Raw genomic sequence first — 25,618 nt, 5'->3', positions numbered from 1 at the left:
ACATTTGGGGGATGGATGAATATTCCATACTGAGACGAAAATTGCAATCAATCGCCTCGGGGGTGTTCCTACGATGCGATCCCTGCCCAGCCAAAGGAAGCCACCCATGTGCGGAATCGTCGGCGCCGTCTCCACGCGCAACATCGTCCCCGTCCTCCTCGAGGGCCTGCGCCGGCTCGAATACCGCGGTTATGACTCCTGCGGCGTCGCCGTGCACCAGGGCGGCGAGCTCCGGCGCGCGCGCAGTACCTCGCGCGTGGCCGAGCTGGAGGCCAACGTCGCCAGCGACGGCGTGCAGGGCGGCACCGGCATCGCCCACACCCGCTGGGCCACGCACGGCGCGCCGGCGGTGCACAACGCGCACCCGCACTTCTCGCATGGACCGCAGGCCAAGGCGGCGAGCGCCGGCCGGATTGCGCTGGTGCACAACGGCATCATCGAGAACCACGACGAGCTGCGCGCCGAGCTGCGTGCCAAGGGATACGAGTTCACCAGCCAGACCGACACCGAGGTCATCGCCCACCTGGTCGACCGCCTCTACGAAGGCGACCTGCTCGACGCCGTGCAGCGCGCCATCGTGCAGCTGCGCGGCGCCTACGCGATCGCGGTGTTCTGCCGCGACGAGCCGCACCGCGTGATCGGCGCGCGCGAAGGCTCGCCGCTGGTGCTGGGCGTGGGCGCGAAAGACCGTGCCGGCGAGAACTTCCTCGCCAGCGACGCGATGGCCCTGGCCGGCGTGACCGACCAGATCGTCTATCTGGAAGAGGGCGACGTCGTCGACCTGCAGTTGGGCAAGTACTGGATCACCCGCCGCGACGGCGATGGCCCCTTCAAGCCGGTGGCGCGCGAGGTGCGTACCGTGCACGCGCACACCGGCGCGGCCGAGCTGGGCCCGTACCGCCACTACATGCAGAAGGAGATCTTCGAGCAACCCAAGGCGATCGCCGACACGCTGGACGCGGTGGCGAGCATCACGCCGGAGCTGTTCGGGGACGGCGCCTACAAGGTCTTCAAGGAGATCGACAAGGTCCTCATCCTCGCCTGCGGCACCAGCTACTACAGCGGCTCCACCGCCAAGTACTGGCTGGAGAGCATCGCCAAGATTCCCACCAGCGTGGAGATCGCCAGCGAGTACCGTTACCGCGACAGCGTGCCCGACCCGCGCACCCTGGTCGTCACCATCACGCAAAGCGGCGAGACCGCCGACACGCTGGCCGCGCTGAAGCACGCCCGCGGCCTGGGCATGAAGCACACGCTGACGGTGTGCAACGTGGCCACCAGCGCGATGGTGCGCGAGTGCGAGTTCGCCTACATCACGCGCGCCGGCGCCGAGATCGGCGTGGCCTCGACCAAGGCCTTCACGACGCAGCTGGTCGGCCTGTTCCTGCTCACGCTGGCGCTGGCGCAGGTGCGCGGGCACCTGACGGACGAGCAGGAAGCCGAACACCTGAAGGCGCTGCGCCACCTGCCGGTGGCCGTGCAGGCGGTGCTGGCACTGGAGCCGCAGGTGGTGGCCTGGAGCGAGGCCTTCGCGCGCAAGGAGAACGCCCTGTTCCTCGGCCGCGGCCTGCACTACCCGATCGCGCTCGAAGGGGCGCTGAAGCTCAAGGAGATCAGCTACATCCACGCCGAGGCCTACCCGGCCGGCGAGCTCAAGCACGGCCCGCTGGCGCTGGTGACCAGCGCGATGCCGGTGGTGACGGTGGCCCCGAACGATGCGCTCGTGGACAAGCTCAAGAGCAACATGCAGGAAGTGCGCGCGCGCGGCGGCGAACTGTTCGTGTTTGCCGACAGCGACACGAAGATCGAATCCGGCGAAGGCCTGCACGTGATCCGCATGCCCGAGCACTACGGCGCGCTGTCGCCCATCCTGCACGTGGTGCCGCTGCAGCTGCTGGCGTATCACACCGCCTGCGCCCGCGGCACCGATGTCGACAAGCCGCGCAACCTGGCGAAGAGCGTGACGGTGGAGTGAGGCAGCGTCCGACAAGCGATGCCTGCTTGTGCTGACAAATATTGCGGGAAAGATTCTTTTGGTTATCCATCACACATGACAATGTTTTTGATTTACGGGAACTTATGACAATAAGTCCGGCATCTGTCCGGACGGCACCTGCGAGGTGGTGGCCGCGCTCTGTGTTCACCCAGGGACTGGCGCGCCAGCGAACCAAGTGCGGAGTTGCTCACGGGAAGCGAACTCGTCGAGGATCCACCGGACCTGACACGAGCCGCCAGTAGGTTAGATGTTGGCGGGAAGCCTATTCCCAGGGATCGAGTGGCACCCAGGTCACGAGTCCGAGCCCCGCACAGGCAGATGTGGCCGTTGTGCCGACGACCCGGTGAGCCCAACTCTTGGTGTCGTCAGAACCTGTCGACGGGTTTCGGCGGCGCTAGCACACCGCATCGACCGCTCTAGACGGCGGACATTCGCTACAACCTTACCCAGCGACGGCTCTTGCCGAGAGCGGGCGTCTAGCCGTGCAAGATTCGAGCGTTCCTCAGGCTCATCGAGCGACCGGCGGCGACGACCCCCAGCGAGCAGTTCACGTCAGAGCCAACGAGTGACGGCATGCAGAAGGGAGGGCGTACCGGCTGTTGCGCAGATTGCGGTGATGGCCACGATTCGAAGGTCGCGCGAGATCAGGGCCCATAGCCTGTCTCGGTCGCGCTTGAAGCTAGCGTAGACGTTCTTCCTCTCGGACATAGGCCCCTCGTGTCAATCGCCAGTTCGTCCCACAAGACGCCGTCGGGTAGGTACGCCAGGCTGATCGGAATGATCCGCGTCGTTCGGAGGCATGTATGCAGGAAGATGGCGACACGAGTTCCAGCTAAGATCGCCTGGACCTTCCACCGCCCCTGTCGAGACGTGCAAACCACGCATGGAGCTGAAACTGATTCAGCGTTAGCTGCACACGATGACGCAGTTCGCTCTCACGCGAACGATCGACGACGTCGGCCATCTCTCGGACCGCGTATAGGCTGAGATTGAGCCCCTCCGCCCGTTGCCAACGGTCTAGGTCAAGGAACTGTAGAAGGCCAACCTTCGAGAGAGTACGAAGTTCGTGAGCTTTCAACTTCAGGCCCGCGGCTTCGCGGTAAGGCTGTTCGCCGCCACTCTGCGCCAGGCTTTGGCGTTCTGAAGCGAGAAACGCATCGAGATCAGCGCGAAGCACGTCGTCAGGAAGCGAGAGGTCGATGCGGACGAACCGGCTCACCATCTGAGGAGAGAAGGCATGGTCAAGCCTTCCAGCGAATGCCTTTGGCCCCGTGGCTGAGCGATCGCCACTCTGCAGTCGAACGCCTCGAGCCCGCACGTCGTCGGGCAGCATCTTCTCGAACGCGTACAGCGCGCCGACGCTCAGCGGAGCTATGCCGGAGCGTACGTTTCCAAATTGCAGCGCGTTCCAAATGTCAGGTGGCAGCTGAGGACGTTCGCAGGCCTCGTCGAGCGCCTGAAACGGGTCCTCCCACTCGCTCGAGCTGAACGAGTAGACCCAGCGATGGGCGTCGGCCATGTGCATGCGCTTGATCTGCTGGCCGTTTGCCCGTCGGAGTACGGGGCCGGCTGCTCTGAGAGCAGCTTCTGTCTGCGGCCGTGTGTCGCTGTGCAGCCATCGGCGAACGCTCAGATTGAGGAGCCAATCGCCCACGTCCAACTCCTCCGCGGCGCGATAGGCATCCCGTACGTACCACCCGGGGGGAGAGGGCGTTCGCTTCTTTCCTACCACGTGGCCCCCTGCGTACTCCGCCGGCGGGGCTTCACTGTTTTGCCTCGGGAGTCACGCTACGGGTCAGCAGCGTCGGCCAAGGCGCGCCGGTAGCGATATCGGGGTGGCGTGGCTCGCCTGAAGCTACACCATGCCTGTCGCGCAGTTCATCGATGTGAACCAGGCACGCCAGTGCAAGGCTGGCCTCGCCGCCGGTGGCAGTGCGGGATAGCTCGAACAGGCGCCTGCGAAGCGACGGCACTGGCGCGCTGATTTGCTCATACGCACCGGCCCAGTCTGACAGCGGCCGCCGCTCCACGGCAAGGTTCTCGATTGCCGAGTCGAGCGTGCCGCTGAATGCTCTTCCGGTGGCGCTGTGGCTGCCGACAAGGAGCATGACGCCGGCTTCGTCAGGCGTTTCCGCCACGGCGTATTCCAGGACCGCCATCGCCGGCGGCGCGACGCCGGATGCTACGCGCGCATAGACATCGGAACGAAACTCGGGATGGGACTGCATGCCGGCCGCGAGCCTTCGGCCAAAGGTCCAGGTGTCTGGCCGCCCCCCCTCGCCCTTTGCCTCGCCCCCGCAGATCAGATCGAGCAGCATGCGCAGTGACGACAGCGTATCGCGCTTCTCCAGAGCGGCAAACCAGTCATAGTCGGACAGGAATCGCGCGTCCTCCTTTGCCAGGCCCATGAGAACTTGCTCGGCCGTGTCGGACGGAGCGGACCCCAGAGCTGACAGCAACGGACGAAGACGCCATGGCAAGCGAATGTGCGGGTGCAAGCGCGCGAGCACTTCCAACGTCACCTCCGGCCGGCTGGTGAACGGCAGCAGCAACAGCCAACGATCGATCTCGCCCTGGTTCTCCTGCAGCAGCCAGGGCTTGGTCTTCGCGTCTTCGAGCAGCGCGTCGATGCATTCAACGATCAACTGGGCGTCGATCAGTTCGCCCGCGTTCACAAGGGCCGTGAAGAACCGGAGTTTCGTGCCGTATGGCTGCGGCAGTCGCTGCAGCCGATCGATGATGGTGCGCTTGTCACCGTAGGGTAGGCCCAGGCCGGTTGCGGCGAGCTGCAGGGCGTGGACCTGCGCCTCGCCGTCTGCGCCGTCTTGCAGGAGCTTCTCCACGGAGTCAAAGATCCGCTCTGCAATCGAGCAAGTCGCCGGGGCTGTAGAGCCTTGCCGCTCAGCGCGCCGCGCCCGCACATTGGAGAACTCCGGCGACCCTCTGAAGGACGTGTCGTTCGCAATGCCTAGCTGTCGCTGCCCAATCGCACACAGCGCCCCGGCGGCGTCGATCCCGAACCCGCCATGGCCGGCGTCCATGAGATGGGACTCCAAAGTCGCGATCGACTGATCGTCACCAATCGCGACAAACGCGCGCGCATACTGCAAGGCCCAGGAGTGAGAGGCTTCCGACGCGGCATCATGAATGCCGCGCGCCCACGCAGCGGCGCGCTCTTCACGCTGTTGGCGCCATTGCTTCAGGTCGCGGGCCAGCATGCGCGCAAGTGGCTCCGCCAGTTCCGGAGCGGCCAGCCTCTCGATGACACGCGCAACTTCGCCAAGGATCCGCCGCGGCGAGTTTTCGTCGGCGAGCAATACGTCGACCCACTTTCGGACGATCGCGATCAATGCGTCGCGGGAGGCGTCACTGAGACCCAGGCGGCCACGATCCCCGCTTTCGCCGTGCCGCGCGATGAGATCGGCTAAGTGCCCGATGCTCGTTGGGTCTGAAGTGGCCGCACGCGCCTGCACGGCCGCCATGAAGGACTCCATCGGCGTCAACGCGATCAGGCCTAGAACGCGATGGTAATCATCGTAGGTGATTCCCGGCGGCGACAGTTTTAGCTGTTCGCGCATGCCAGGCAGTGCGTCGATGAGCTTGCCCGTCGTGTTGAGGCCGAGAAGCCCTGCCGCGGCGTTTGAGAGTTGACGGTCGACGCCAGCCGCCAGCGCCAGTTCGGCGATAGGCCCTTCGTCAACAACGACATCGATCCCTCGCAGTAGCTCTTCGGTGCGGAAGGGGAACGGCAGTCGCCGTTCCAGCCGGCCGAGAAGCGCGGCCCTGACTACTTCGGGGTAGAGTCGGCCGGCCTCGTCAATCGCACCTCCGGCGCGTTCCTCCTTGTCGCTGAAGTCGCCGGTCTCGATCAAGGGCCCGATTGCCGCCGCCACTGCCTGCCGATCGTCATTCCGGCGCAGCAACGCGCGCAGCTTTTGCGTAGCGCTTCGCTCTTCGTGCATCAATTGATCGGCTTCCTGGCGCAGGCGCTCTGCAAGTCCGGGTGGCAGTGAATCCTCCGCGTATCCCTTCCGCGCGAGTGCCTGCCAAACTTCACGCGGCGCCGCCGTCACGAGGCGCTGCATCTGCTGATTTGCCTGTCGGAAGTGCAGCGCTTCCGCGACGCTGGTCTTCACGTCGATGTCATTGTCGGACAGGGCGATGCTTGTGGCGGTTTCGATCCCCTCGATGCCGCCGTATGTCACAAGCTCGGACAGCAAGTGCGATCGGTGCTTGGGTGGCAGCTGCGAGATGCGGCCCGCTATGTCGCTTCCCAACACTGAAGGCCGGAAGCGGCCGCCGGCGCGCATCGTCTTGAGGTACACCTGATCGTCGGGGTCCGCGATGAATGACCACAGAATGTCCGCGAACTCGGCGCGGCCGGTCTTTATCATGAACCGGACCGCGCGGTCGATCTCCTTCGGCGTATGCCAGCGGCCGGCAAACTCGACGACGCGATCCTTGACGGCACTCCACAATGCATCCGAGCTTCGATAGATCGCCGCGGCGGCGAGCATTGGGTCAACGGTGAGCGCTTCAAGAATGAGGGTCGCCGCGCCCGCGACACCGTCAGCGTCGCCACGCGAAGCCCGCTCGCATGCGAATAGCACTGCCTCTTCCCACGCGTGTGCGTTCAGGACGACGGTTCGCAGACGATGCCTAGCATCCGCATCGCCGGATGCGGCGGCCCGCATCAGGGCTTCGACCTCATGCGAGGCAAACCACTCTTGAAACTGTTGATGCTGAAACTCGACGCCGCTCGCGGTGCGGACCAGCAGGTGGTGGCTGACAAGGGCTGCCAGCACAGCGTCGGGCTGAGGTGCCGCCATCTGGCCTTCGCGGACAAGCCGGCCGGCTACATCGCTTATCAGACTCCGGGCGCGATGCTCCGACACCGTGACGCTGTCAGCCACGGTCGCATCGATGGCTATCGCCGACAGCATCTCTCCATGAAATCCCGCGGCCGCGCTTTGCAAGACCTCGTGCGCGGCCGCGCTGCGGTCAATCTCAGCGACGAAGAGGCGTAGCACTTCCTCTTTCGTCGTGGGCAGGTTTCCGCCGGGCGTGTCCGAGAGGAGCTTGGTTAGATACAGCGGAATCGCTACAAGATCGCGGAGGCCGCGGGTTCGCCAGGCCTGATCGAGCAAGCCTTCCCCGGCTTCGCCGCGGTAGGCGCGCGCGATAGCCAGCTGTTGCGCTTCCGACAGCGGTTCAATCTCGACCACCGGGCCTGAGATCGGCACATCCAGCGCCTGAACGCGCGTGCTCATCACGATGCCGAGGCCGGGAAAGTCGCGCTGCATGCCTTGGACTTCAGAACGTAGGCGCTTTCGCGACGACGTATCCAGCTCGTTCCAGCCATCCATGCAGAGGACCAAGCGGCCCGCGCCGGCGAGAAGTTTCAGATGCTCTTCGCGCTCCCCGGCGAACGCGGCCCGCCGGGCGATCGACTGCAGCAATGGTTGCCCCTGCGCAGACCATTCGCTCAACGGAACGAACGCGGCGACAAGGTTCTCTTTGGCCGCGATGCTGCGGGCGACTTGCAGAAGTGTTGTGGTCTTCCCCGTGCCAGGCGGGGCGACGACAACGATCTCGTTGAACGTTCCAATCGCGGCGGCGAGTCCCGCCGCTCCGAACGGCGTGACACGCCCGCTTTCGATCAGCCGCAATCCGAGCGCGATCGCGTCAGCGGGAGATTTGAGTGCCGCGACAAACGCGTCGAGGTCGCGCGCAGCGGCCGCCCGCAGCCGCGCCGTTACCGCCTCGACGTTGTCCCGCGGAGCGAGGCCCAGCCGTTGCGCCAATTCGACTGTCGATGATCCGGCTTCGGGCTGCGGCGCGTTTGCATCGGGTGCCTGCAGAGTGAGGATCGCGAGCGCCGATCTTTCCTCCGCTTGCTGCTTCCAGGTCTTGAGCGTGTCGACAGTGAAGTGGGCATGATCGTCGTCGATCTGCTTCGCGTGAGCCGAACACAGCCAAATGCCGTTCGATGCGTGTCGCCGCTCTTCGGCCGTCTGCAGCGGGTCATAGCGGGGGCCACCTGGGGCCGCTCCCTTGATATGCGCGGCGACGCCAACACTAACGACCTTGGCGTCGTCGCCAAGCGCCGCGCCGGCGGTTAGGCGCCGGCAGTCAGGATTCGAGCAAGCGTAGCCGGCGCGTCCCGCGAGCGTGCGCTTGGTCGTTGGGGAAAAGTCATCGCGTGTCGCCACGGTTCCGGCGCTGTTTGCCCTAGTTCGCCAAGCCGGAATCTTAGGCCCGATGACAACAAATCATCGGTCCGCTGGAGTGGACGTGTCAGCTGCCAGTCCACGTTTGATCCGGTACGGCATATCGTTCGGTTTCGCGTTCTTGGTTCACTTCTTCGCTCGCAACTATCGCATTGCCCATATAGCGCGGCGAGTGACCGCTTGGCGCGACCAAGCGGAAGTGATCGCGCGTGTGCCGTGCGCCCTCGGTTGAAGGACCGCATGCCACGAGAGAGCTGCCAGTGAACGTGCACAGATCAAGGACAGCAAGCGCTGCAAAGCGATCCTCGGGCTACATCCCATAGGTACCAGGCGGCAGAGATGCCCTCGGGTTTCGGTCGATGTCCCTGTCCGCGCCCAGGATTTTCATGAGGCCCCGCCTGGTCTGGCCCGATATCTAGGTCCTTACTTAGTGGATCGGCCATCTTGGATGGGTGGTGGCTCGCTTAGCCGGCATCCGTCAAGACCTTCCAGGTGCGGCTTTCCGAGACCGTAATCTTCTCGTTAGCCTCTTGCGCAACGCGCCGCGCCATTTGGCGGATAGAGTCATCGTAAGGTGCCGTGATACCGCTGACCTGGATCACGGTGCTTTGCATGACGACTCGGCCTTCCTTTCGAATCGTGATTGCCGCCCACTGAAGGCGCCTCAAAGGAAGTGACGCCTTCAATGAACTGAAGCGCTCTCGCACATCAGGAAACCTATCGAAGCAACCCTGAATGGTGTTCTCCGCGCGTCCGGTGGCCTGTGCAAGTAGTAGCAATGGCACTCGTTGGGGCCTGCCGGGATCGGACTCATACCGATCCATCAGACCAATTAGCTCCGAACGCAGTTTCGTCCAGTCCATCCGCCCGATCCTCAAATGCTCGTGTCCTCGCTGAATCTCGCGAAGTCCCCTTTGGTACCACTCAAGATCCCTGAGCCTAGCGCGCATGTTCGCCATCTCTGAAGTGATGTAGTGGCGTGATGCAGCTCCTCCGTTTCTGATCCGCGTGATGGTTGCCCGATCCCCCTCGATAGTGGGTAGCTCGATGAGCGGGGAGCGATAGAGATCACACTCGCGCAACCAAGCAAGATCGCGAAGTTGAAGAATGGCAAGCAAGCGATAGTCCAAGACGCGAGTCTTCAAACTTCTTGCGAATGCTTCTCGAAGCTCAGGCACGCTGAGTTTGGCTAAGTGCTTCAGAGTGACCCTGGTCCGAGCGGAGGCAAGTGGAGCGACCGTGCTCGCTGATTCCGCTTGAAAGAGATCCACCGCGCCTCGCATGTCCAGCCCTAGGGAAACTGCAGCGGCGGCAAGGGTGGTCGCAGAGTATCGGCCAGGGAGCGTCCGCCGCTTTAGCGAATCCAAGTTCTCAGCGATTCCATCGAAGGCCGATTTTCGTGCGGCGTTTAAGAACTCATTTAGACCGGAGCAGTTCTGACTCCGTGCCAAACGTTGAAGCGCTCTTCGCACATGCAGTCCATTCCAGGAGGGAAGTGGAAGACTCAGGGAATCGCTTCCAAGTTGAATCTGCTTCAGTGCCTCTTCGGAAGGCCCGCCCCTTGCCATTCTCGTGGTGCGCAAGTCGAAGCCGCATCGACAACGCACAGGTAGAAGCGGAGCCTGAAGATAGGGAATGTTCGTTGGAAGGTGGCCGCAACTTTGGCAGCGGAAGAACAGGGGATGAGAGTGCTTTGCGCAGAAGGCGGGCAACGGAAGCTGGTGCTGCCTGTGCCAGTAGGCTTCTCCGAACTCTTCTAGATCCGTCGCGATGCACATTGGACAGAATCGCAGTGCTCGCGCGAAGGAAGTGGCGCGACGGCGATGTAAGGCTACAGCGGGTTGGATCATGTTACCTAGAACCTCTGGTACTGATACATCGACGCCAATGCGGGCAGTGGGATGCGCACAGAAGGCCAATAGGAACGGCGCCGGGGTTAGTTGGAGATATGCATCTTCGACTGACCAGCCTAGAGCTCCCAGCAACTGACGGACTTGCGGGCAATATTGAGGAATGTGATTGTGGAAGTAGCGTCTCCTTTGGGAGATCCCAGCCTTGCGAAGCAGTGTCATCCACGCCCCTTTTCCGTTATGAAGTGCAACGCGACCGATCCACGATGAAAGAAGTTCGTCCTCGTACGGCTGCGGGACGAAGGGAAGAATGGTTCCTGCAAGCATTGGGCGCCTCGATAGATGTGCGACCGCTCATGCGCGGAAGTGGAGTCCGCGGCAAGGCGTAGTTCGAAGAGAGGCGAGGAAATTGCATCCCGGCACGAGTTGATCGTGCTGGCTGTGCACCTCGACCGCTGTTGACTGGCTAGCGATGAGTCGCTATTCGGCGAGCGGTCTGCGGTAGGCGGCCGGGCTGGTGGCCTAGACGATGGCGGAAGGGGGGGCTGCGGCGGTGGCCGGCCAGGTCAAGTCGCGGGCGCGCGGCATGCCGCCGGACACACGAACGCCCAGAGGCCAAGTCTGAGAAGACTACGCTGGTCGTGCACCGCCGCGCGCGCGACCTGTCGGCGCCCAAGATCCAGCTTGAGTTGCACGGGGAGGAGCGCATCGACATGACCAACATGCGATATATATTGCGCCAAGCGCGGTGGTCAGCGCAAGTGCCCGGCCCCAACTGCATCGAACTGCTGCAGTCTTGCGTGCACCCTCGGCATCGATTGATTCGCGGCTGGAGCGCGAGAGTCTCGACCCTTCGCCTTGGCGGGATCCCGTCCACGGTCAGCCCGGCGTCTCCGTGAAACAGGGTTCGGTTTCGAACTTCCGGATGGTTGAATCCTCCCCTTCGGCGGCACCCGGCAGATTTGGCCACCGCAGATCCTGCATCACGTGTACACGCCGTACTCGAGACGGCCAAGGAGCTCGTCGATCAACTTCGCACCCACGGAGGTCTGAAGCAAGTCGATCGGCCGCATGCCATCCAGCCCCATCACGTTGGAACTCAACCAACGCTCGGCCTTCTCTTGGCCGCCGAACACGATCATTGCGTGTGACAACAACTCGGCAAAGCGCCACACCCTGCTTCCTAACGCTGTTCCCAGTCGCCCCGAGTTCTGCTCGACATGGCGATGGATGGTTCGTTCGCTCACACCCAGAGCACGGCCCAAGTCCAACACGCCGAGGTGGACCAGTGACTTCGTGAGGTGCACCAAAGTTGCCGCCGGTAATCCCCGCATGATTGCGTTGTGCATATCGAGCATCTCAAGCGATTCGCATTGCAGGATCTTGGGCCCACCCAGCAATGCAGCGACAGTCGCGCTGTTCGGCGAGAAGAGCCTGGCGGGTGCAGACCCGGCTGCGTGCTCACCGCCATGCGGCTCTTGCACGCGACGGCTCGTTCTTCCGTTGGCGATCTCCGGGTGTTCTTCAGGAATGCTCACGGTTGTCGAGTTGAAGTTGCTGGAGCGCTGAGGACTGACTTATGCCAGTGTGACGCCGAGGACGAGCTGAAGCAACCGTCGATCACCTTGCCAGAACTGGGAGTCAGTAGCGAGTCGCCGCGCTTGCAAGATCATGGCGGAATGAACTACGCTTGCAGGATGACGAGCTACTTCGCTTGGGCTCTCGCTGTTCAGCTCTCGCAGGCATCCATACAGGTTGCAGCTGCGGGGGCGTTTTCGTGATGACGGCACTGAGCTAGTAGCGAGCTCTGCCTTTCTCCGATCGAGGCCCCGCAACGCCGGGGCCTTGTCATTTGCGCATCGTGGGCACTCAGTGCCCAGACCGAGTGCAGAGCCCCGGATTGACTCCACGACCGGGAACTGCCATGTCCACCAATTCACCAGCGACGCCAAGGCGCCCGCCTTCAAGGCGCATTGCCGAGCTTGTCGCAGGGCTTCGCCGCGCTGCGCCTAACGACCCGACCAGCAAGGGCGCACTGAACTTCCTCGAATTGCTCTTGACTCATGCATGCCCGCCTGCGGCACTGCGGCCACTGAGAGCGACGCTGCTGCTGTGCCTGCCGCGTCGGCTCAAGCCGATCGAGCTCGCAAATTGCCTTCGCCTGGCCTCCGAGGCGGCGGCCAATCTTCGCGAGTCGTTTGCATCTGCCTCGCGCGCGAGCCTCCTGTTGCAGGAACTGGCACTTACGCACGACGACACGCCCGCTCGGAGGCTTCATCTCATCAACGGCTACTGCCTTGAGGCGGCCGTGTCGCCACTGCAGGTCACCGAGGGCATGCCACAGCTGGTCGACAAAGCTGATTCACCTGAATCTGTCGATCTGCACGAGCGCGTCCGCCCGCACATGCGCGCAACATGCCTGGCCGCCTTGCGCGAGCCCTCATTGCCCTCGCCATTCGCCCGCTGGGAAGTGGACGATATCGATGCCGCGCTGCTGTGTCTGCGTTTGAACTACAACGACTTCCACGGTGGCGTCGCCGGGCAAGGTTTGAACGCCGTCGGCCTGAAGCAGGACTTCCTGGAGTGCGGTCAGCCGCTGTGGAACGCGCTCGTTCAGGCACGCCAGAAGGCCCGGCCCGGCAAGGATCCGCGGAACATGCTCGGCGACACGGCCTGGCATGAAATGGCGCAGTCCAGACTCTTGCTGTCCATCGAGTCTCGCATCAAGCCCACGGAACCTAAAGGCAACGGCACCAGCGCCGTGCACGAGCCAATGAAGGCCAGCGACGCACCGAGCCTGGTGGTCTGCCGCTCGCCAATCCTGCGTACCACCGACCGCTACGACAAGGACGAAGTGGATCGGCACCTGGTACTCGAAGAGCCACTGCAGCTGGCGCTCATGCCATCAGTGGCCGCGCTGAGGGTCATGCAGCAGCGCCTGTTAGACGAATTTCCGTGGGCGGGCGATGTACTCGCGATCATCTTCGTCGAGCTCAGCGGCCAAGCAGCGCTTGGTGTTCGAGTGCTCGGCATGCCGCCCACACTCCTGGTCGGCCTGCCCGGCAGCGGCAAGTCTCGGTTGGCACGGCGGATTGCCGTCGAGCTCGGAGTGCCTCGTCTGGATCTGCCGCTCGGAGGTACCTCGGACACCAAAGTGCTGGGAGGGACAAGCCGAGGGTGGGCGAGTGGCAAACCGAGTGACTTGGCCACGCTGATGGCAACTCGCCGTAGTGCCTCCGCGATCGTCCTGTTGGACGAACTGGACAAGGCGGTCGACTACCAGCGCGAGGGATCGGGCCTGCAGTCGTACCTGTTGGCGTTGCTCGAGCCGGAAACCGCTTCGCGTCACACGGACGTGTTCCTGAAGACCACTTGCGACTACTCCGGCGTCCTGTGGCTGGCCACGGCAAATCGGCTGACGCCGATCGCCGCGCCCTTGGTGTCGCGCATGCGTGTTCTGAAGCTGGATCAGCCCGAGCCCGAGCACTTCCCGACCATCGCGGAGAACGTCATTGCCGAGGCCGCACAGCGCTGGAGCCTAGATCGGTGGGCGCTGCCAGAGATGCGAGAGCTCGATCTCCCGTGGGAGCGGATCACCAGCGCGAGGCAGCTGCGCGTCGCTACGGAACAGGCGGTCGCCTCATGGGCCCGAGCGCTGAGAAGGCACTGAGCAAATCCAAGGCACGGATCGAACTCGGGCCAAGAGGCTCTTCACGGACTTGAAGGAGACAGAGCAACATGCGCCTTGCAATCTACTCAGACCTTCACGTCGAGTTCGCGACATTCGTTCCGCCTTCGAACCTGGACGCTGACGTTGTGGTCCTCGCAGGGGACATCCACAGCCCCGGCTCGAGTGCCGTCCGCTGGATGGCACGGCGATCCGTGTTCGGCGGCCGGCACGTGATCCATGTGCCAGGCAACCACGAATACTACGGACGCGAGCTGCGAGCCGAAGAGCTACGAATGCGCAAGGAGGCTGATCTCGCTCGCAGCGCTGGGCTCCACCTCTTGCAGTGCGACGAGTTGGTTCTACACAGCATCCGTTTCCTGGGCTGCACCCTGTGGACCGACTTCGAGCTGTGCCTGCCGGGAGAAGACGGGTTGCTGGTGCCGCGCACTGAAGAATCGATGCGCATGTGCGAGATGTGGCTCAACGACTATGAGCTCATTCGAACCGTCACGAAACGCGCGGGTTGCAGGCTGCGCGCGATCGATACGCTGGCGATTCATCGGCAGCATCGCACGTGGTTGGCGCGCAAGCTGGAAGAGCCGTTTGCGGGGCCGACGGTCGTGGTCACGCACCATGCGCCCAATCGCGGCTCGCTTTCCGCGCGCTTCGCAGACGATCCGACAAGCGCTGCCTATGTCACCGAGTTGCCTGAGGCCTTCTTCGAAGTTCCCAGACTGTGGATCCACGGCCACACGCACCGAGGGTTCGACTACCGCGTCCGAGACTGCCGAGTCGTTTGCAATCCCAGGGGCTACCCGACACCGTTGCGTGGTGGATTCGAGAACCGCGCCTTCGATCCCGGCTTGATCGTGGAGGTCGAGTGATGGGCGGCGCGCGCACTGAATGGGTGACTCGCGATCAATGCCGGCGGTGCGACCGCATTCCACCGATTTCGTCTCGACCCAATCTCCTACGCTGGCCAGTGCACATAGGCCAAGCCGCCTTGGTCTTCGCGCGGTTGCGCGACACAAAACCGGGGTCGAAATGACCCATCGCAGAATTGAAGGAGAACGATCATGGATGAGACGGATGACCAGGAGCCTGAAGCGCTGGCGCAACTGGTGAACGAGTTCCCGCGGGTCTTCAAGGGCCTACAACCCTCAGGTTCCTACCTGTCCCGCGGATGGGTTTCGTTGGTGCGAGAACTGGTCCGCGACATCGACGCCCTAATCGGCGACGAGCACGATTTCAGGATCCTGCAGCTGAAGGAGAAGTTCGGCACTCTGCGCTTCTACTACCAGGTGGACGGCAGGAAGACGATCAACGCAGATCTCTTCCTCCCCGATGGAACCAAGCGAATCCAGATCCCGCCACATGATGTCGATGAGCTCTTCGTGAAACTGAGGGAGCGAGTGGCGAGGGCAGAAACGGATAGTGCCCACATCTGTGAACGCTGCGGCGCACCAGGAGTCCTCCAAAGATCGGGATGGTGGAAGGTTCGGTGCGCGGCCTGCAAAGACGCACAGTGAGTTGCGGCGCAAGTTCGAAGTTCGGGGCTCCGAACTTGTGTGCCGCTCCTATGCGGAAACGATAGGATCGCTCACATGGCAAACCTTGGTGGCCGACACAAGCAGGCAGGCACCGGGCGCGAGGTCATCTATTGGGCAGCCTATGGCCCGGTGAGTGACACCGAAGTCTTCTACACCGCTGTCATCTCGGAGCACTGTCCGGGTTGGGTCGGCGGGCTCGGTCATTTCGACGGGACGGTCTCGCTCGACCCCGAGGGAGTGCCCGTTGAACTTGCGATTCGGAGCCAGATCATGAGCCGAATCGACCAGAGTACCTACGGCGAAGCCTCGAAGCCTGGCCCCGAGTGGATTGGCTGGTACGGGCCCTACCGCTAGTCGAGGTCGTAGGCGTCTCGCAAGCTGTCAACGATGGTGCGGAAGGTGCGCTCGAGGCCGGCACCGCCCGAAAGCTCTTCGATGTCCCATGACCGGCCCTTGTCGTCGAGTTCATGTCGCTTCGCTGGACCCACCACTGGAGCATTGCGTGGAGACTCGGCGATGCGCCGCTGTACTTCGGGCTGAGCGATCAGCCTGACTTGAACCATGGCTCGGAGTTGCTCTCCGGGGCGCGGTGGCTTGATCATGTCGGGTTCCCAAGGGCACAAAAGTATCGCCCAAGGAGACCTTCCGTGGCATCCGCGGTTCTCAGTAGAAGTCGTCAGAACGATTGACCAGACGACTCGCTAGGGGCGACGGGGTCCGCCGATACCGAGCCTGGATGGGTCAACCGCTGCCGGCGGATCAGGCTCAGGGAACTCCGCCAAGATGGCTGCGCCAATCTCAGCTCCGATTGCCTCAACGATCCCCAGATCGACGACGTCGCTGCCCGGCTCGAACCGATTGGCGACCAGCGCACAGCGTTCAGCGACTGCCGCAGCCAGTCGCTGTGCGGCTGGCAGCGGTATGCGGAACTGTTCGGCGAGGGTTCGGAGGTCATCCATGAAAGAGCACTGTATGCACGTACAGTATGCTTTCATTGGTCCGCTTGGGCAAGGTGGTCTCGCTGAACCAGCTCGCTCCAGCAGCTCAGACTGAGGGAACTCGGGATCTGAAGATACCCAATGCTTGGGCTCTGGTTGAGCGTCCGCTCTTCCAAATCGCGAAGTGGATCTTTCGACCCAAGGCAGTCGGTGGACCCATAGCGAAGCGGTCGGTCACCGCTTAGCGCCCGGGTACGAAGCCCGCGCTCGACATGGCATGGTTGCGCCCGGCTGTTGATGAACTGGCGAGCCTGGACGACATCTTTCTCGTCTCGTTCTTCCTGCCCTTGGCACCGCAAATGACCGCTTCTGCGAGTCAGCTCGGTGCAGGTCACTCGAGTTGCTTGCTGAGTTCCAGACGCGCGCGCTTGCGCAGCTCCGCCTCGCGATGGCGCCGCGCCTGAACTTCCGTGACGAGTGCCAGCTCGGGGATCGTCACTGGCTTGCCGTCCTCGACCGCTACCATCGTGAAATAGCAGCTGTTGACGTGACGCTGCCGTCGGCTCGGGATGTCTTCGGCCAGCACCTTGATGCCGACTTCCATCGATGTGCGCCCGGTGTGGTTGACCGAAGCCAGGAAGGTCACCAACTCGCCGACATGGATGGCCTGCCGGAACAGCACCTGGTCGACCGATAACGTGACCACGTAGCGACCGGCATAGCGGCTGGCACAGGCGTAGGCCACCTGATCAAGCAGCTTCAGCAGCGTGCCGCCGTGCACGTTGCCGGAGAAGTTGGCCATGTCCGGCGTCATCAGCACCGTCATTTCGAGGTGATGGCTTTCCATGGTCGGCTCGCTCAGGCGCGCTCGAGCACGACCGCGATGCCCTGGCCGACGCCGATGCACATCGTGACCAGCGCGTAGCGACCCCCGGTTGCGTGGAGCTGGTTGACCGCCGTCGTCGCCAGCCGCGCCCCGGATGCGCCCAGCGGGTGGCCCAGTGCAATCGCGCCACCGTTCGGATTGACTCGCGGGTCATCGTCGCGCAGGCCCAGGTCGCGCAGGACCGCCAGGCCCTGGGCGGCGAATGCCTCGTTCAGTTCGATCACGTCGAGTTGCGTGAGCGTCAGGCCCGTGAGTGCCAGCACCTTGCGCGTCGCAGGCGCCGGCCCCATGCCCATGATGCGAGGTGGCACGCCGGCCGTGGCCATGCCGACGACACGGGCGCGCGGGGTCAGGCCATGTCGGCTCGCCGCTGCCTCGCTGGCCAGCAGCATTGCGCAGGCGCCGTCATTGACGCCGGAGGCATTGCCCGCTGTCACGGTCCCGTCGGGACGAACGACGCCCTTGAGTCTTGCGAGGGCCTCAAGGTTCGTGTCACGGGGGTGTTCGTCCTTCGAGACGACGATCGCCTCGCCTTTCTTCTGCGGTATCGACACCGAAACGATTTCGGCATCGAAGTACCCTCGCTTCTGCGCCGCCACGGCCCGTTGTTGCGAGGCGAGGGCCATGCGGTCCTGGGCATCGCGTTCGATCCTGAACTCCGTGGCCACGTTCTCGGCGGTCTCGGGCATCGAGTCCACGCCGTAGCGCTCCTTCATCAATCGGTTGACAAATCGCCATCCGATGGTGGTGTCCTCGACCCGATTAGCGCGCGAGAAGGCGCTCTCTGCCTTGGGCATCACGAACGGTGCGCGCGACATGCTCTCGACGCCGCCGGCAATCATCAGCTCGGCATCGCCGGCCCGGATTGCACGGGCGGCGGTGCCCAGCGCGTCCAGTCCGGACCCGCAGAGTCGGTTCACGGTGGATCCCGGCACTTCCAGCGGCAGGCCTGCCAGCAAGGCGCTCATGCGCGCGACGTTGCGGTTGTCTTCGCCGGCCTGGTTGGCGCAGCCGTAGATCACGTCGGTGACGGCTTGCCAGTCGACACCGGGATTTCGCGCCATCAGCGCAGCCAGCGGCACGGCACCCAGGTCATCGGCGCGGACGCTCGAGAGCTCGCCGCCGTAACGGCCGAAGGGGGTTCGAACGGCGTCGCAGATGTAGGCGTGTTGGCTCATGGCGGCAGGCTCACGTGGGTAGTGTGGCGTTGGTGGGCAAGGCCCAGATTCGCGCGAGCAGCGCGCGCGCCTCGACTTCACCGATGACGGGTGCCGCCAGTTCGAGCAGCTTGCCTTCCAGGTCGGCATCGCTCAGGGGCAGTTCGGGGTCGCCCTTGCGGTCCGGTTGCAGATGGGACAGCCGGCGGCCATCGAGCAGCGTGATCGACACGCGGGCGGCGCGCCGACCCGGGAACCCGGCGTCGACCTCCGGATCGAGCGACTTGGTGATGCGTTGCATCAGCGCTCGCGTGGCCGGGTCATTCAGGCGCGCCGGCTCATAGGCGGACAGGCGCACGCTGCCGTGCACCAGCGCCGAGGCCACCATGTAGTGCAGGCTGAAGCGGGCCTGGTCCGCATTCTGTGGATCCACGTGCGGCGCGATGTCCAGCGTCGGCTGGTAGACCCCCAGATGCATGGACTCGATGTCGGCGTGGGAAAAGCCGTGCACCCGCTGCAGAGCCAGCGCGCCGTCGATGGCCGCGAACGTGTGGCCGCAGCCGATGTGGTTCTTGAAGGTCAGTCGGGTGATGTGCCAGTCGCTGCCCAGGGTGGCGCCGACCTGCGACCAGTCGGGGCCGTTGCTCATCGCGTGGCCGAGGCCGGACTCGCCTTCCAGAACGTCCAGTGAACTGCGCATGCCGCGCGCCGCCAGTTGCGCGGCCAGCACGCCGGCCTCGGCCGCGCGGCCTGCATGCAGGGGCTTGGCCATGGCCTCGGTCCGGAAGGACTGCTGCAGCCCGGCGGTGAACGTGGCAGCCAGGGCCAGGGCCTGCGCGAAGCTGTCTTCATCCAGACGCATCACACTGCCTGCCGCCGCGGCGGCGCCGAAGCTGCCCATCGTCCCGGTGTTGTGCCAGAACCTGTAGTGAGGCCGGCCCATCACCACGCCAATGCGCGTGGAGACCTCATAGCCGAGGACCACCGCACGCAGGAAGTCGAGGCCGGTTGCCTTCGTGGCCTGTGCGGCCGCAAGCGCCGCCGCAATGGTCGCGGCTCCCGGGTGGTACATCGCATCGCGGAAACTGTCGTCCACCTCGGCGGCATGGGCCGCCGTGCCGTTGATCAGGGCTGCCGCGCGCGGTGTGGCTGCGCGGCCGAGCGCCAGGCGCGCATGACCTCGGTCCAGGTCTTCGGCCAGCGTGGCTTCCAGCACCTGAACCGCCGGCATGGCCAGGCCAGGATAGAGCGAGGCATACCAGTCGATCACGGCGCGCTGCGCGTGGTGCAGCACCTCGGACGGCAGCGCGCGCCGGGACGCCTCGTGTGCGAAGCGCGCGAAGACTTGGGTGGCCAGCATCTCAGGCTTTCGTGTCGAGCAGTTGATTGACATCGCCACGCACGAACCCCGGTCCGCTCAAGGCTCCCAATTCGTCGAGGTCGGCTCGCAGCGCTTCGGCACCTCGCTCGCGGGCCCAGAACACCGGCCCGCCTTCCCAGCGCGGGAAGCCGTAGCCGTTGACCAGCACCACGTCGACATCGGTAGCCCGCTCGGCAACGCCTTCGGCCAGCAGCAGCGCGGCTTCATTGACCAGTGTCAGCATCACCAGGCGCTGGATCTCTTCGGCAACCAGTTCTCGGGGCGCGATGCCCTTGTCGCTGCGCGCCTTCGCGATCAACGCGGCCACGGCGGGATCCACCTGCGGGCGCGACGCGCCTTCGGGGTACCGGTAATAACCGGCGCCGGTCTTGCGGCCCAGACGGCCGGTTTCGCACAGGCGGTCTGCGATGTGCACGTAGCGCGCCGCCGGATCTCGCGTGGCCACCTGCGCCTGGCGCATGCGCCAGGCAATGTCCAGGCCCGACAGGTCCGCCACGGCGAAGGGGCCCATGGCAAAGCCGAACGCCTCCAGGGCGGCGTCCACCTGTTCCGGGGAGGCGCCTTCTTCCACCATGAACTCGCACTGACGGCGGTAGGCGGCATACAGGCGATTGCCGACGAAGCCGAAGGCATTGCCAGTGAGTACCGGCAGCTTCTTCAGCTTGCGGCCGACGGCCAGGCCGGTGGCCAGGGCGTCAGGCGCCGAGGCCTTGCCGCGCACGATCTCCATCAGCTTCATCACGTTGGCCGGGCTGAAGAAGTGCAGGCCGATGACGTCCTGCGGGCGCGAGGTTGCCGCAGCGATCGCGTCGAGGTCGAGATAGGACGTGTTCGATGCCAGCACGGCGCCGGGTCGGGACAGCGCGTCGATGCGCTGGAAGACCTGCTGCTTGACGCCCAACTCCTCGAACACGGCCTCGATGACCAGGTCGGCCTCGGCGATGCGCGGCCAGTCCAGGCTGGTGGTGAGGCGGGCCTCGCAGGCCGCCGCCACGGCGGCATTGATCTTGCCGCCCTTGACACGGCTGGCGTAGTGCTCGTGGATGCGGGTCGCGCCCCGTTCCAGCGCCGCCGCTTCCTGCTCCAGCAACAGCACCTCGTATCCGGCGTCCAGCGCGGCGATGGCGATGCCGGAGCCCATGGTGCCGGCGCCGATGACGGCGATGTGCCGGATGTCGCGCGGCTTCGCAGCCTCCAATGTCGGATGCTTGGCGCTGTCGCGTTCGGCGAAGAACTGGTGGCGCAGTGCTAAGGCTTCGCGTGACACGCGCAGTCGCTGGAAGACGGCACGTTCGTCGGCCAGGCCGTCGTCGATGGCGACGCTGGCCGTGGCCACGATGGCGTCGATGGCGGCCTGCACCTGGGGCCGGCGCTTGCCGGCCTTGAGCGCGGCGGCCGAGGCGTCGGCGATGGCGCTGGCACCTGCCGCTGGCACTGCACGGTCGCGCAGGCGCTGCTTGCGGCCGGTCAGCTGGCGCGCATGGCCCACCGCCGCAGCGCGCAAGTCGCCTTCCGCTTCGGCGTCGATCAAACCTGCGGCCAGGGCCGCAGCACTGCCCACACGCTCGCCGCTGCAGATCATGGCGATGGCGCGCGGGATGCCCACGATGCGCGGCAACCGCTGCGTGCCGCCGGCACCAGGGATGATGCCCAGCGTCACTTCCGGCAGGCCCACCACGGTGCCGGGCGCTGCGATACGGGCATCGCAGCCCAGGGCCAGCTCGAAGCCTCCGCCGAGAGCTGCGCCGTGCAGCGCCGCCACCACGGGCTTGCTGCAGTCTTCGATGGCCTTGATCACGGTGGGCAATTGGGGCTCGGCCAGGGGCTGGCCGAATTCGCGCAGATCGGAGCCCGCGATGAAGGTGTTGCCGGCACCGATGAGCACGGCTCCCTGCAGGCTGGCATCCGACTTGAGGGTCGCGATGGCGGCCATCAGGCCTTCACGCACCGCCGCCGAGCCGGCGTTGATGGGCGGGTTGTCGATGACGATGACGGCGATGTCACCGTCACGCTCGAGGCGCACGCGCTGCTGCCGCATCACTGTCCCTCAGGCCAGCACGACCACGCCGTCGGCGGCGCGCACGCCTTGCCCTTGCGGCAGCACGAAGACCGGATTGATCTCGGCTTCGACCAGGCGCTCGCCCAGCTGCGCGGCCATGCGCGAGAAGGCCACGATGGCGTCGACCAGTGCTTCCACGTCGGCCTTGGCTCGCCCGCGGAATCCGTCCAGCAGCGGCCAGGTCTTCAGGTCCTTCGCCATGCTCAGGGCCTCGGCGCGGCTGAGCGTCGCGAGTCCGTTGGCGTCGGCCGGTAGCAGGCGCATCGTCGTGTCCTTGAACAGTTCCGCCGTGACGCCGCCCATGCCCAGCAGGATGGCCGTGCCCAAAGGGTCGCGGTGCATGCCGAGGATGAGTTCGGTCCCGCCGCCGACCATTTCCTGCACCAGGTAACGCTGCGGGCGCACACCGGCCTTGGTCTCGACCTCGGATGCCATCTGCGTCAGGCGCGATCCCACGGTCTCGGCAGTCAGGCCGACAGCCACGCCGCCGACATCGCTCTTGTGCGTGATTTGCGAAGACAGGATCTTCAGCACCACGCGCCCACCGCTCGGACCCGACAGCTTGCGCGCAGCCGCCTCGGCTTCAGTCGGAGAACGCACGATGATTTCGCCTGCACAGGGCACGCCGAAGCGTGCGAAGAGCTGCTTGGCCTGTGCTTCGTCCATCGAGCCCGGCGTGAAGTCGTCCACCGACACGGCCGGAACCGCGGTCTGCGACTCGTCGGGAGCGACGAAACGACCGGCCTGGAGCATGGCACCCAAGGCCGCGGTGCAGCTCTCTGCGGCAGCGAACGCAGGAACGCCGCGTTGGGTCAGCAGCGCGCCGACCTCGGGCGCATGCGGGCTGATGTAGGCCAATACCGGCTTGTCGGTCAGCGGCAGGCAGTCCTGGATCGCGCCGGCCATCAGCTCCGGCTGCGCGAGGCTCGACGAGCCGACGATGATGGTCAGCGCGTCGTAGCTGGGACTGGCGAGCAGCGCGGTGATGGCGCCACGCAGCAGATCCGGCCGCAGGCCGGCCAGCGTCACGTCGATGGGGTTGCGGTCGAGCACCGCCTCGCTGCCGGTCTGCAGGGCGCGCAGCGCCTCGGCGGTGGCGGCGTCGGGTGGCGGGGTGTCGAAGCCGTGCAGGCCGAGGTCGTCGCTGACCAGCGTGCCGGCTCCGCCGGTGGAGGTGAGGATGGCCACGCGGTTGCCGCGCAGCTTGCGGCCGGTGGCCAGTGCGACGGGGATGTCCAGCAAATCGCTGAAGCTCTGTGCGCGGATCACGCCGGTCTGCCGAAACAGCGCGTCGTACATGCGGTCGGCCCCGGCCATGGCGCCGGTGTGCGACACCGCGGCGGCGGCGCCGGCTTCCGAGCGGCCGATCTTGAAGGCAACGACGGGCTTGCCTGCGCGGGCGGCCTTGAGCGCAGCGGCGCGGAACTTCTGTGGGTTGCGTACCGTCTCGACGTAGAGAGCGATGACCTTGGTGGCGTCGTCGTCGGCCAGGTGGTCGATGAAGTCGGCCAGTTCCAGGTCGACTTCATTGCTGGTGGAGATCAGCTTGGAAAGGCCGATGCCGCGCGCCGAGGCACGCGACAGCAGCGAGCCGAGGATGCCGCCGCTCTGCGACACGACACCGATGCCGCCCACGGGAAAGTGGTCCATCTCCAGGGCGCCGGTGGCCGACAGCACGATCTTGTCGGTGAGGTTCACCAGGCCGATGGTGTTCGGCCCCAGGATGCGCATCGAGCCGGCCGCTTCGATCAGTTGCCGCTGGCGGCGCGCGCCGTCTTCGCCGGTCTCGGTGTAGCCGCTGGCCAGCACGATGGCGGCAGCGGTGCCGCGTGCGGCCAGGTCACGCACGGCCAGATGCGCACGCTCGGCGCCGAGCAGCACGATGCCCACGTCGGGCACCACGGGCAGCGAGGCGATGTCGGCGTAGCAAGGCAGATCGCCGATGCGGTCGGCCTTGGGATTCACCGGCAGGATCTGCCCGGCATAGCCGTGCTTCTGCAGGTAGGCCACGGGGCGGCCGGCGGTCTTGGTCGGGTCGGCCGAGGCGCCGATGATGGCGACGCTCCGGGGCTGAAGAAGGCGAGAGATCGCATCCATCCTTTTCACTCCTGCGCGGCGGGTGCCGACTTCGCCAGGAAGGCCATCACCGAATCGCGGTGCTCGGTGCTCGTGTAGCAGATGCCCTGGGCCTGGCTGCCCTGCGCGAACACGTCGTGCGAAGACAACTCGAAGCTCTGGTTCAGGATGGTCTTGGTCAGCGCCAGTGCGGTCGACGAGCCCTTGCCGAGTTCGGCCGCCCAGGCCTGAGCGTCTTGCAGCAGGGTGTCGCCGGAGGTCTTGCGGTCGACGATGCCCAGCTTCAGGGCTTCGTCCACATCGACCTTGCGGCCGGTGAAGATCAGTTCCTTGGCCTTGGCCAAGCCCACGCGACGCGGCAGGAAGTACATGCCACCGCCGTCCGGGATGATCCCGCGGTGGATGTAGGACCAGGTGAAGTTCGCCCACTCGCTGGCGATGATGAAGTCGCAGGCCAGCGCCGTGTCGGCGCCCAGGCCGGACGCTGCGCCGTTGACCGCCGCGATCACGGGCTTGGGCATCGTGTGCAGCAGGGCCTGCGTGTGGTGCACACGCTGCTGTCGGTGCCAGCCGTTGAAGCCCACCTCGCCTGCTGGCGCGTTCATGCGCTTCTCCATGCCGCTGATGTCGCCGCCGGCGCAGAAGCCCTTGCCGGCGCCGGTCAGCACCAGGGCCTTGATGGCCTTGTCGGCCGCGACCATCTCCAGCGCCTCGATGAACTCGCCGCGCATCGCGTCGCTCATCGCGTTGCGCTTGTCGGGGCGGTTCAGGGTGATCGTCGCGATCGCGGATTCGACCTTCAGGTCAATCAAGGTGAAGCTCATGGTGTTCTCCGAATCGAATTCAGCGAGCCGTCTCATTCCGACTTGATGTTGTTCTCCTTGACGATCTTTTTCCAGCGCACTTCTTCGGCCTTCACGTAGCGGTCGAGTTCGGCAGGGTCGCTCGCGACGATCGTCAAACCTTCTTGCTCGATCTTCTGGGCGAAGTCGGGGCTCGCGGCTGCTTTCTTGGCAGCAGAACTGAGCTTGGCGATCACGTCGGCCGGGGTGCCGGTCGGGGCGTACAGGCCATACCAGCTTTCCACCTGGTAGCCCGCCACGTCCTGGCCGATGGGCGCCACGCCCTTCAGCGCCGGGGAGGGGCTCACGGAGGTGACGCCGATCGCCCGAAGCTTGCCGCTGTCGACGAAGCTCGCAACGGCGGCGGCCGTGCCGAAGATCATGTCGACCTGGCCACCGAGCAGGTCGGTGATGGCCGGGCCCGCGCCGCGGTAGGGCACGTGGGTCATCTCGACCTTGGCCAGGTTGGTGAACATCTCACCCGCCAGATGCGCGGAGGTGCCGTTGCCCTGCGAGGCGTAGGTCAGCTTGCCAGGCTTGGCTTTGGCCGCTGCAATCACGTCCTTGACCGATTTGAAGGGGCTGTCGGCCCGCACGACCAGGACGTTCGGTCCCTTGGCAATCAGCGAGATCGGTGCGAAGGCCTTGCTGGTGTCGAACGGCAGCTTCGCCATCAGGCTCGGGTTGACGGCATGGGCGAAGGTCGCGATGACGATGCTGTAGCCATCCGCCGGGCTCTTGGCGACGCTGTCGGTGCCGATGATCGTGCCCGCACCGGGCTTGTTGTCGATGATGACCTGCTGTCCCAATTCCTTGCCCATACCGACGGCAAGCGTGCGGGCGACCAGGTCGGTGCCGCCGCCCGGGGCAAACGGCACGACCAGGCGGATGGGCTTGTCGGGATAGGCCGCGACAGCGTGGGTCGATGCGAACGCCGCGCTGGCGAAGACGAAGGCGGCGAGCCGCCGCAGGACGGTGTTGCG

At 65.0% G+C, this 25,618-nt stretch carries 17 protein-coding genes and 1 pseudogene; 5 read left to right on the top strand and 13 right to left on the bottom strand.

Annotated elements, in window-relative coordinates; translation table 11 throughout:
* Window positions 1–106: 106 nt before the first annotated feature.
* Window positions 107–1,975, top strand: a complete 1,869-nt coding sequence (glmS, locus tag HZ992_RS19085) for a glutamine--fructose-6-phosphate transaminase (isomerizing) (RefSeq protein ID WP_209383400.1) — start codon at window positions 107–109, stop codon at window positions 1,973–1,975.
* Window positions 1,976–2,828: 853 nt separating this feature from the next.
* On the opposite strand, the gene HZ992_RS19080 is transcribed toward glmS, so the two are convergent.
* The 5 genes and pseudogenes from HZ992_RS19080 to HZ992_RS19065 all read right to left on the bottom strand — a co-directional run bounded on the left by HZ992_RS19080 (window position 2,829) and on the right by HZ992_RS19065 (window position 11,614).
* Window positions 2,829–3,521 carry a hypothetical protein gene (locus tag HZ992_RS19080; RefSeq protein ID WP_209383399.1) on the bottom strand — a complete coding sequence of 231 codons (693 nt, stop codon included), beginning with the start codon at window positions 3,519–3,521 and terminating at the stop codon, window positions 2,829–2,831.
* Between the two features lie 238 nt (window positions 3,522–3,759).
* On the bottom strand, window positions 3,760–8,208 hold the full coding sequence (locus tag HZ992_RS19075; RefSeq protein WP_209383398.1) for an NACHT domain-containing protein: 4,449 nt from the start codon (window positions 8,206–8,208) through the stop codon (window positions 3,760–3,762).
* Window positions 8,209–8,690: 482 nt separating this feature from the next.
* Entirely contained in the window at window positions 8,691–9,356 is a 666-nt protein-coding gene (locus tag HZ992_RS25855) for a hypothetical protein (protein WP_245213119.1), read from the bottom strand.
* Window positions 9,357–9,914: 558 nt separating this feature from the next.
* Window positions 9,915–10,403: pseudogene (locus HZ992_RS26185) on the bottom strand (TniQ family protein); the annotation flags it as partial.
* Window positions 10,404–11,059: 656 nt separating this feature from the next.
* The gene (locus HZ992_RS19065) at window positions 11,060–11,614 is read right to left on the bottom strand and encodes an Xre family toxin-antitoxin system antitoxin (protein WP_209383396.1); all 555 of its coding nucleotides are present in this window, start codon (window positions 11,612–11,614) and stop codon (window positions 11,060–11,062) included.
* 386 nt (window positions 11,615–12,000) lie between these two features.
* Between HZ992_RS19065 and HZ992_RS19060 the strand changes: the two genes are divergently transcribed.
* From HZ992_RS19060 to HZ992_RS19045, 4 genes are all read left to right on the top strand, one after another.
* On the top strand, window positions 12,001–13,746 hold the full coding sequence (locus tag HZ992_RS19060; RefSeq protein ID WP_209383395.1) for an AAA family ATPase: 1,746 nt from the start codon (window positions 12,001–12,003) through the stop codon (window positions 13,744–13,746).
* Window positions 13,747–13,814: 68 nt separating this feature from the next.
* Complete coding sequence (locus HZ992_RS19055; RefSeq protein ID WP_209383394.1) at window positions 13,815–14,630, top strand: metallophosphoesterase; 816 nt, start codon at window positions 13,815–13,817, stop codon at window positions 14,628–14,630.
* Between the two features lie 192 nt (window positions 14,631–14,822).
* A complete protein-coding gene (locus HZ992_RS19050) occupies window positions 14,823–15,275 on the top strand; it encodes a hypothetical protein (protein ID WP_209383393.1) in 453 nt (150 codons plus the stop codon).
* Between the two features lie 75 nt (window positions 15,276–15,350).
* A complete protein-coding gene (locus HZ992_RS19045) occupies window positions 15,351–15,650 on the top strand; it encodes a hypothetical protein (protein WP_209383392.1) in 300 nt (99 codons plus the stop codon).
* Here the strand turns inward: HZ992_RS19045 and HZ992_RS19040 are convergent.
* From HZ992_RS19040 to HZ992_RS19005, 8 genes are all read right to left on the bottom strand, one after another.
* Window positions 15,647–15,898: a hypothetical protein gene (locus tag HZ992_RS19040; protein WP_209383391.1), complete on the bottom strand. Its 252-nt coding sequence runs from the start codon at window positions 15,896–15,898 to the stop codon at window positions 15,647–15,649. The genes HZ992_RS19045 and HZ992_RS19040 overlap by 4 nt on opposite strands.
* 727 nt (window positions 15,899–16,625) lie before the next feature.
* The gene (locus HZ992_RS19035; protein ID WP_245213117.1) at window positions 16,626–17,060 is read right to left on the bottom strand and encodes an acyl-CoA thioesterase; all 435 of its coding nucleotides are present in this window, start codon (window positions 17,058–17,060) and stop codon (window positions 16,626–16,628) included.
* A gap of 32 nt (window positions 17,061–17,092) precedes the next feature.
* Window positions 17,093–18,298: a 3-oxoadipyl-CoA thiolase gene (pcaF, locus tag HZ992_RS19030; protein ID WP_209383389.1), complete on the bottom strand. Its 1,206-nt coding sequence runs from the start codon at window positions 18,296–18,298 to the stop codon at window positions 17,093–17,095.
* Window positions 18,299–18,308: 10 nt separating this feature from the next.
* Entirely contained in the window at window positions 18,309–19,637 is a 1,329-nt protein-coding gene (locus HZ992_RS19025; protein WP_209383388.1) for an MmgE/PrpD family protein, read from the bottom strand.
* A 1-nt stretch (window position 19,638) separates the two neighbouring features.
* Window positions 19,639–21,696 carry a 3-hydroxyacyl-CoA dehydrogenase NAD-binding domain-containing protein gene (locus HZ992_RS19020; protein WP_209383387.1) on the bottom strand — a complete coding sequence of 686 codons (2,058 nt, stop codon included), beginning with the start codon at window positions 21,694–21,696 and terminating at the stop codon, window positions 19,639–19,641.
* 9 nt (window positions 21,697–21,705) lie between these two features.
* Window positions 21,706–23,814, bottom strand: a complete 2,109-nt coding sequence (locus HZ992_RS19015) for an acetate--CoA ligase family protein (protein ID WP_209383386.1) — start codon at window positions 23,812–23,814, stop codon at window positions 21,706–21,708.
* Window positions 23,815–23,819: 5 nt separating this feature from the next.
* A complete protein-coding gene (locus HZ992_RS19010) occupies window positions 23,820–24,617 on the bottom strand; it encodes an enoyl-CoA hydratase/isomerase family protein (protein WP_209383385.1) in 798 nt (265 codons plus the stop codon).
* 32 nt (window positions 24,618–24,649) lie between these two features.
* The gene (locus tag HZ992_RS19005; RefSeq protein WP_245213514.1) at window positions 24,650–25,606 is read right to left on the bottom strand and encodes a tripartite tricarboxylate transporter substrate binding protein; all 957 of its coding nucleotides are present in this window, start codon (window positions 25,604–25,606) and stop codon (window positions 24,650–24,652) included.
* Window positions 25,607–25,618 lie beyond the last annotated feature (12 nt).

Origin of the sequence: Rhizobacter sp. AJA081-3, from assembly GCF_017795745.1 — a bacterium.
Classification (GTDB): domain Bacteria; phylum Pseudomonadota; class Gammaproteobacteria; order Burkholderiales; family Burkholderiaceae_C; genus Piscinibacter.
The sequence above is the reverse complement of the archived record's forward strand: the minus strand, read 5'-3'. Positions and strand labels throughout refer to the sequence as shown.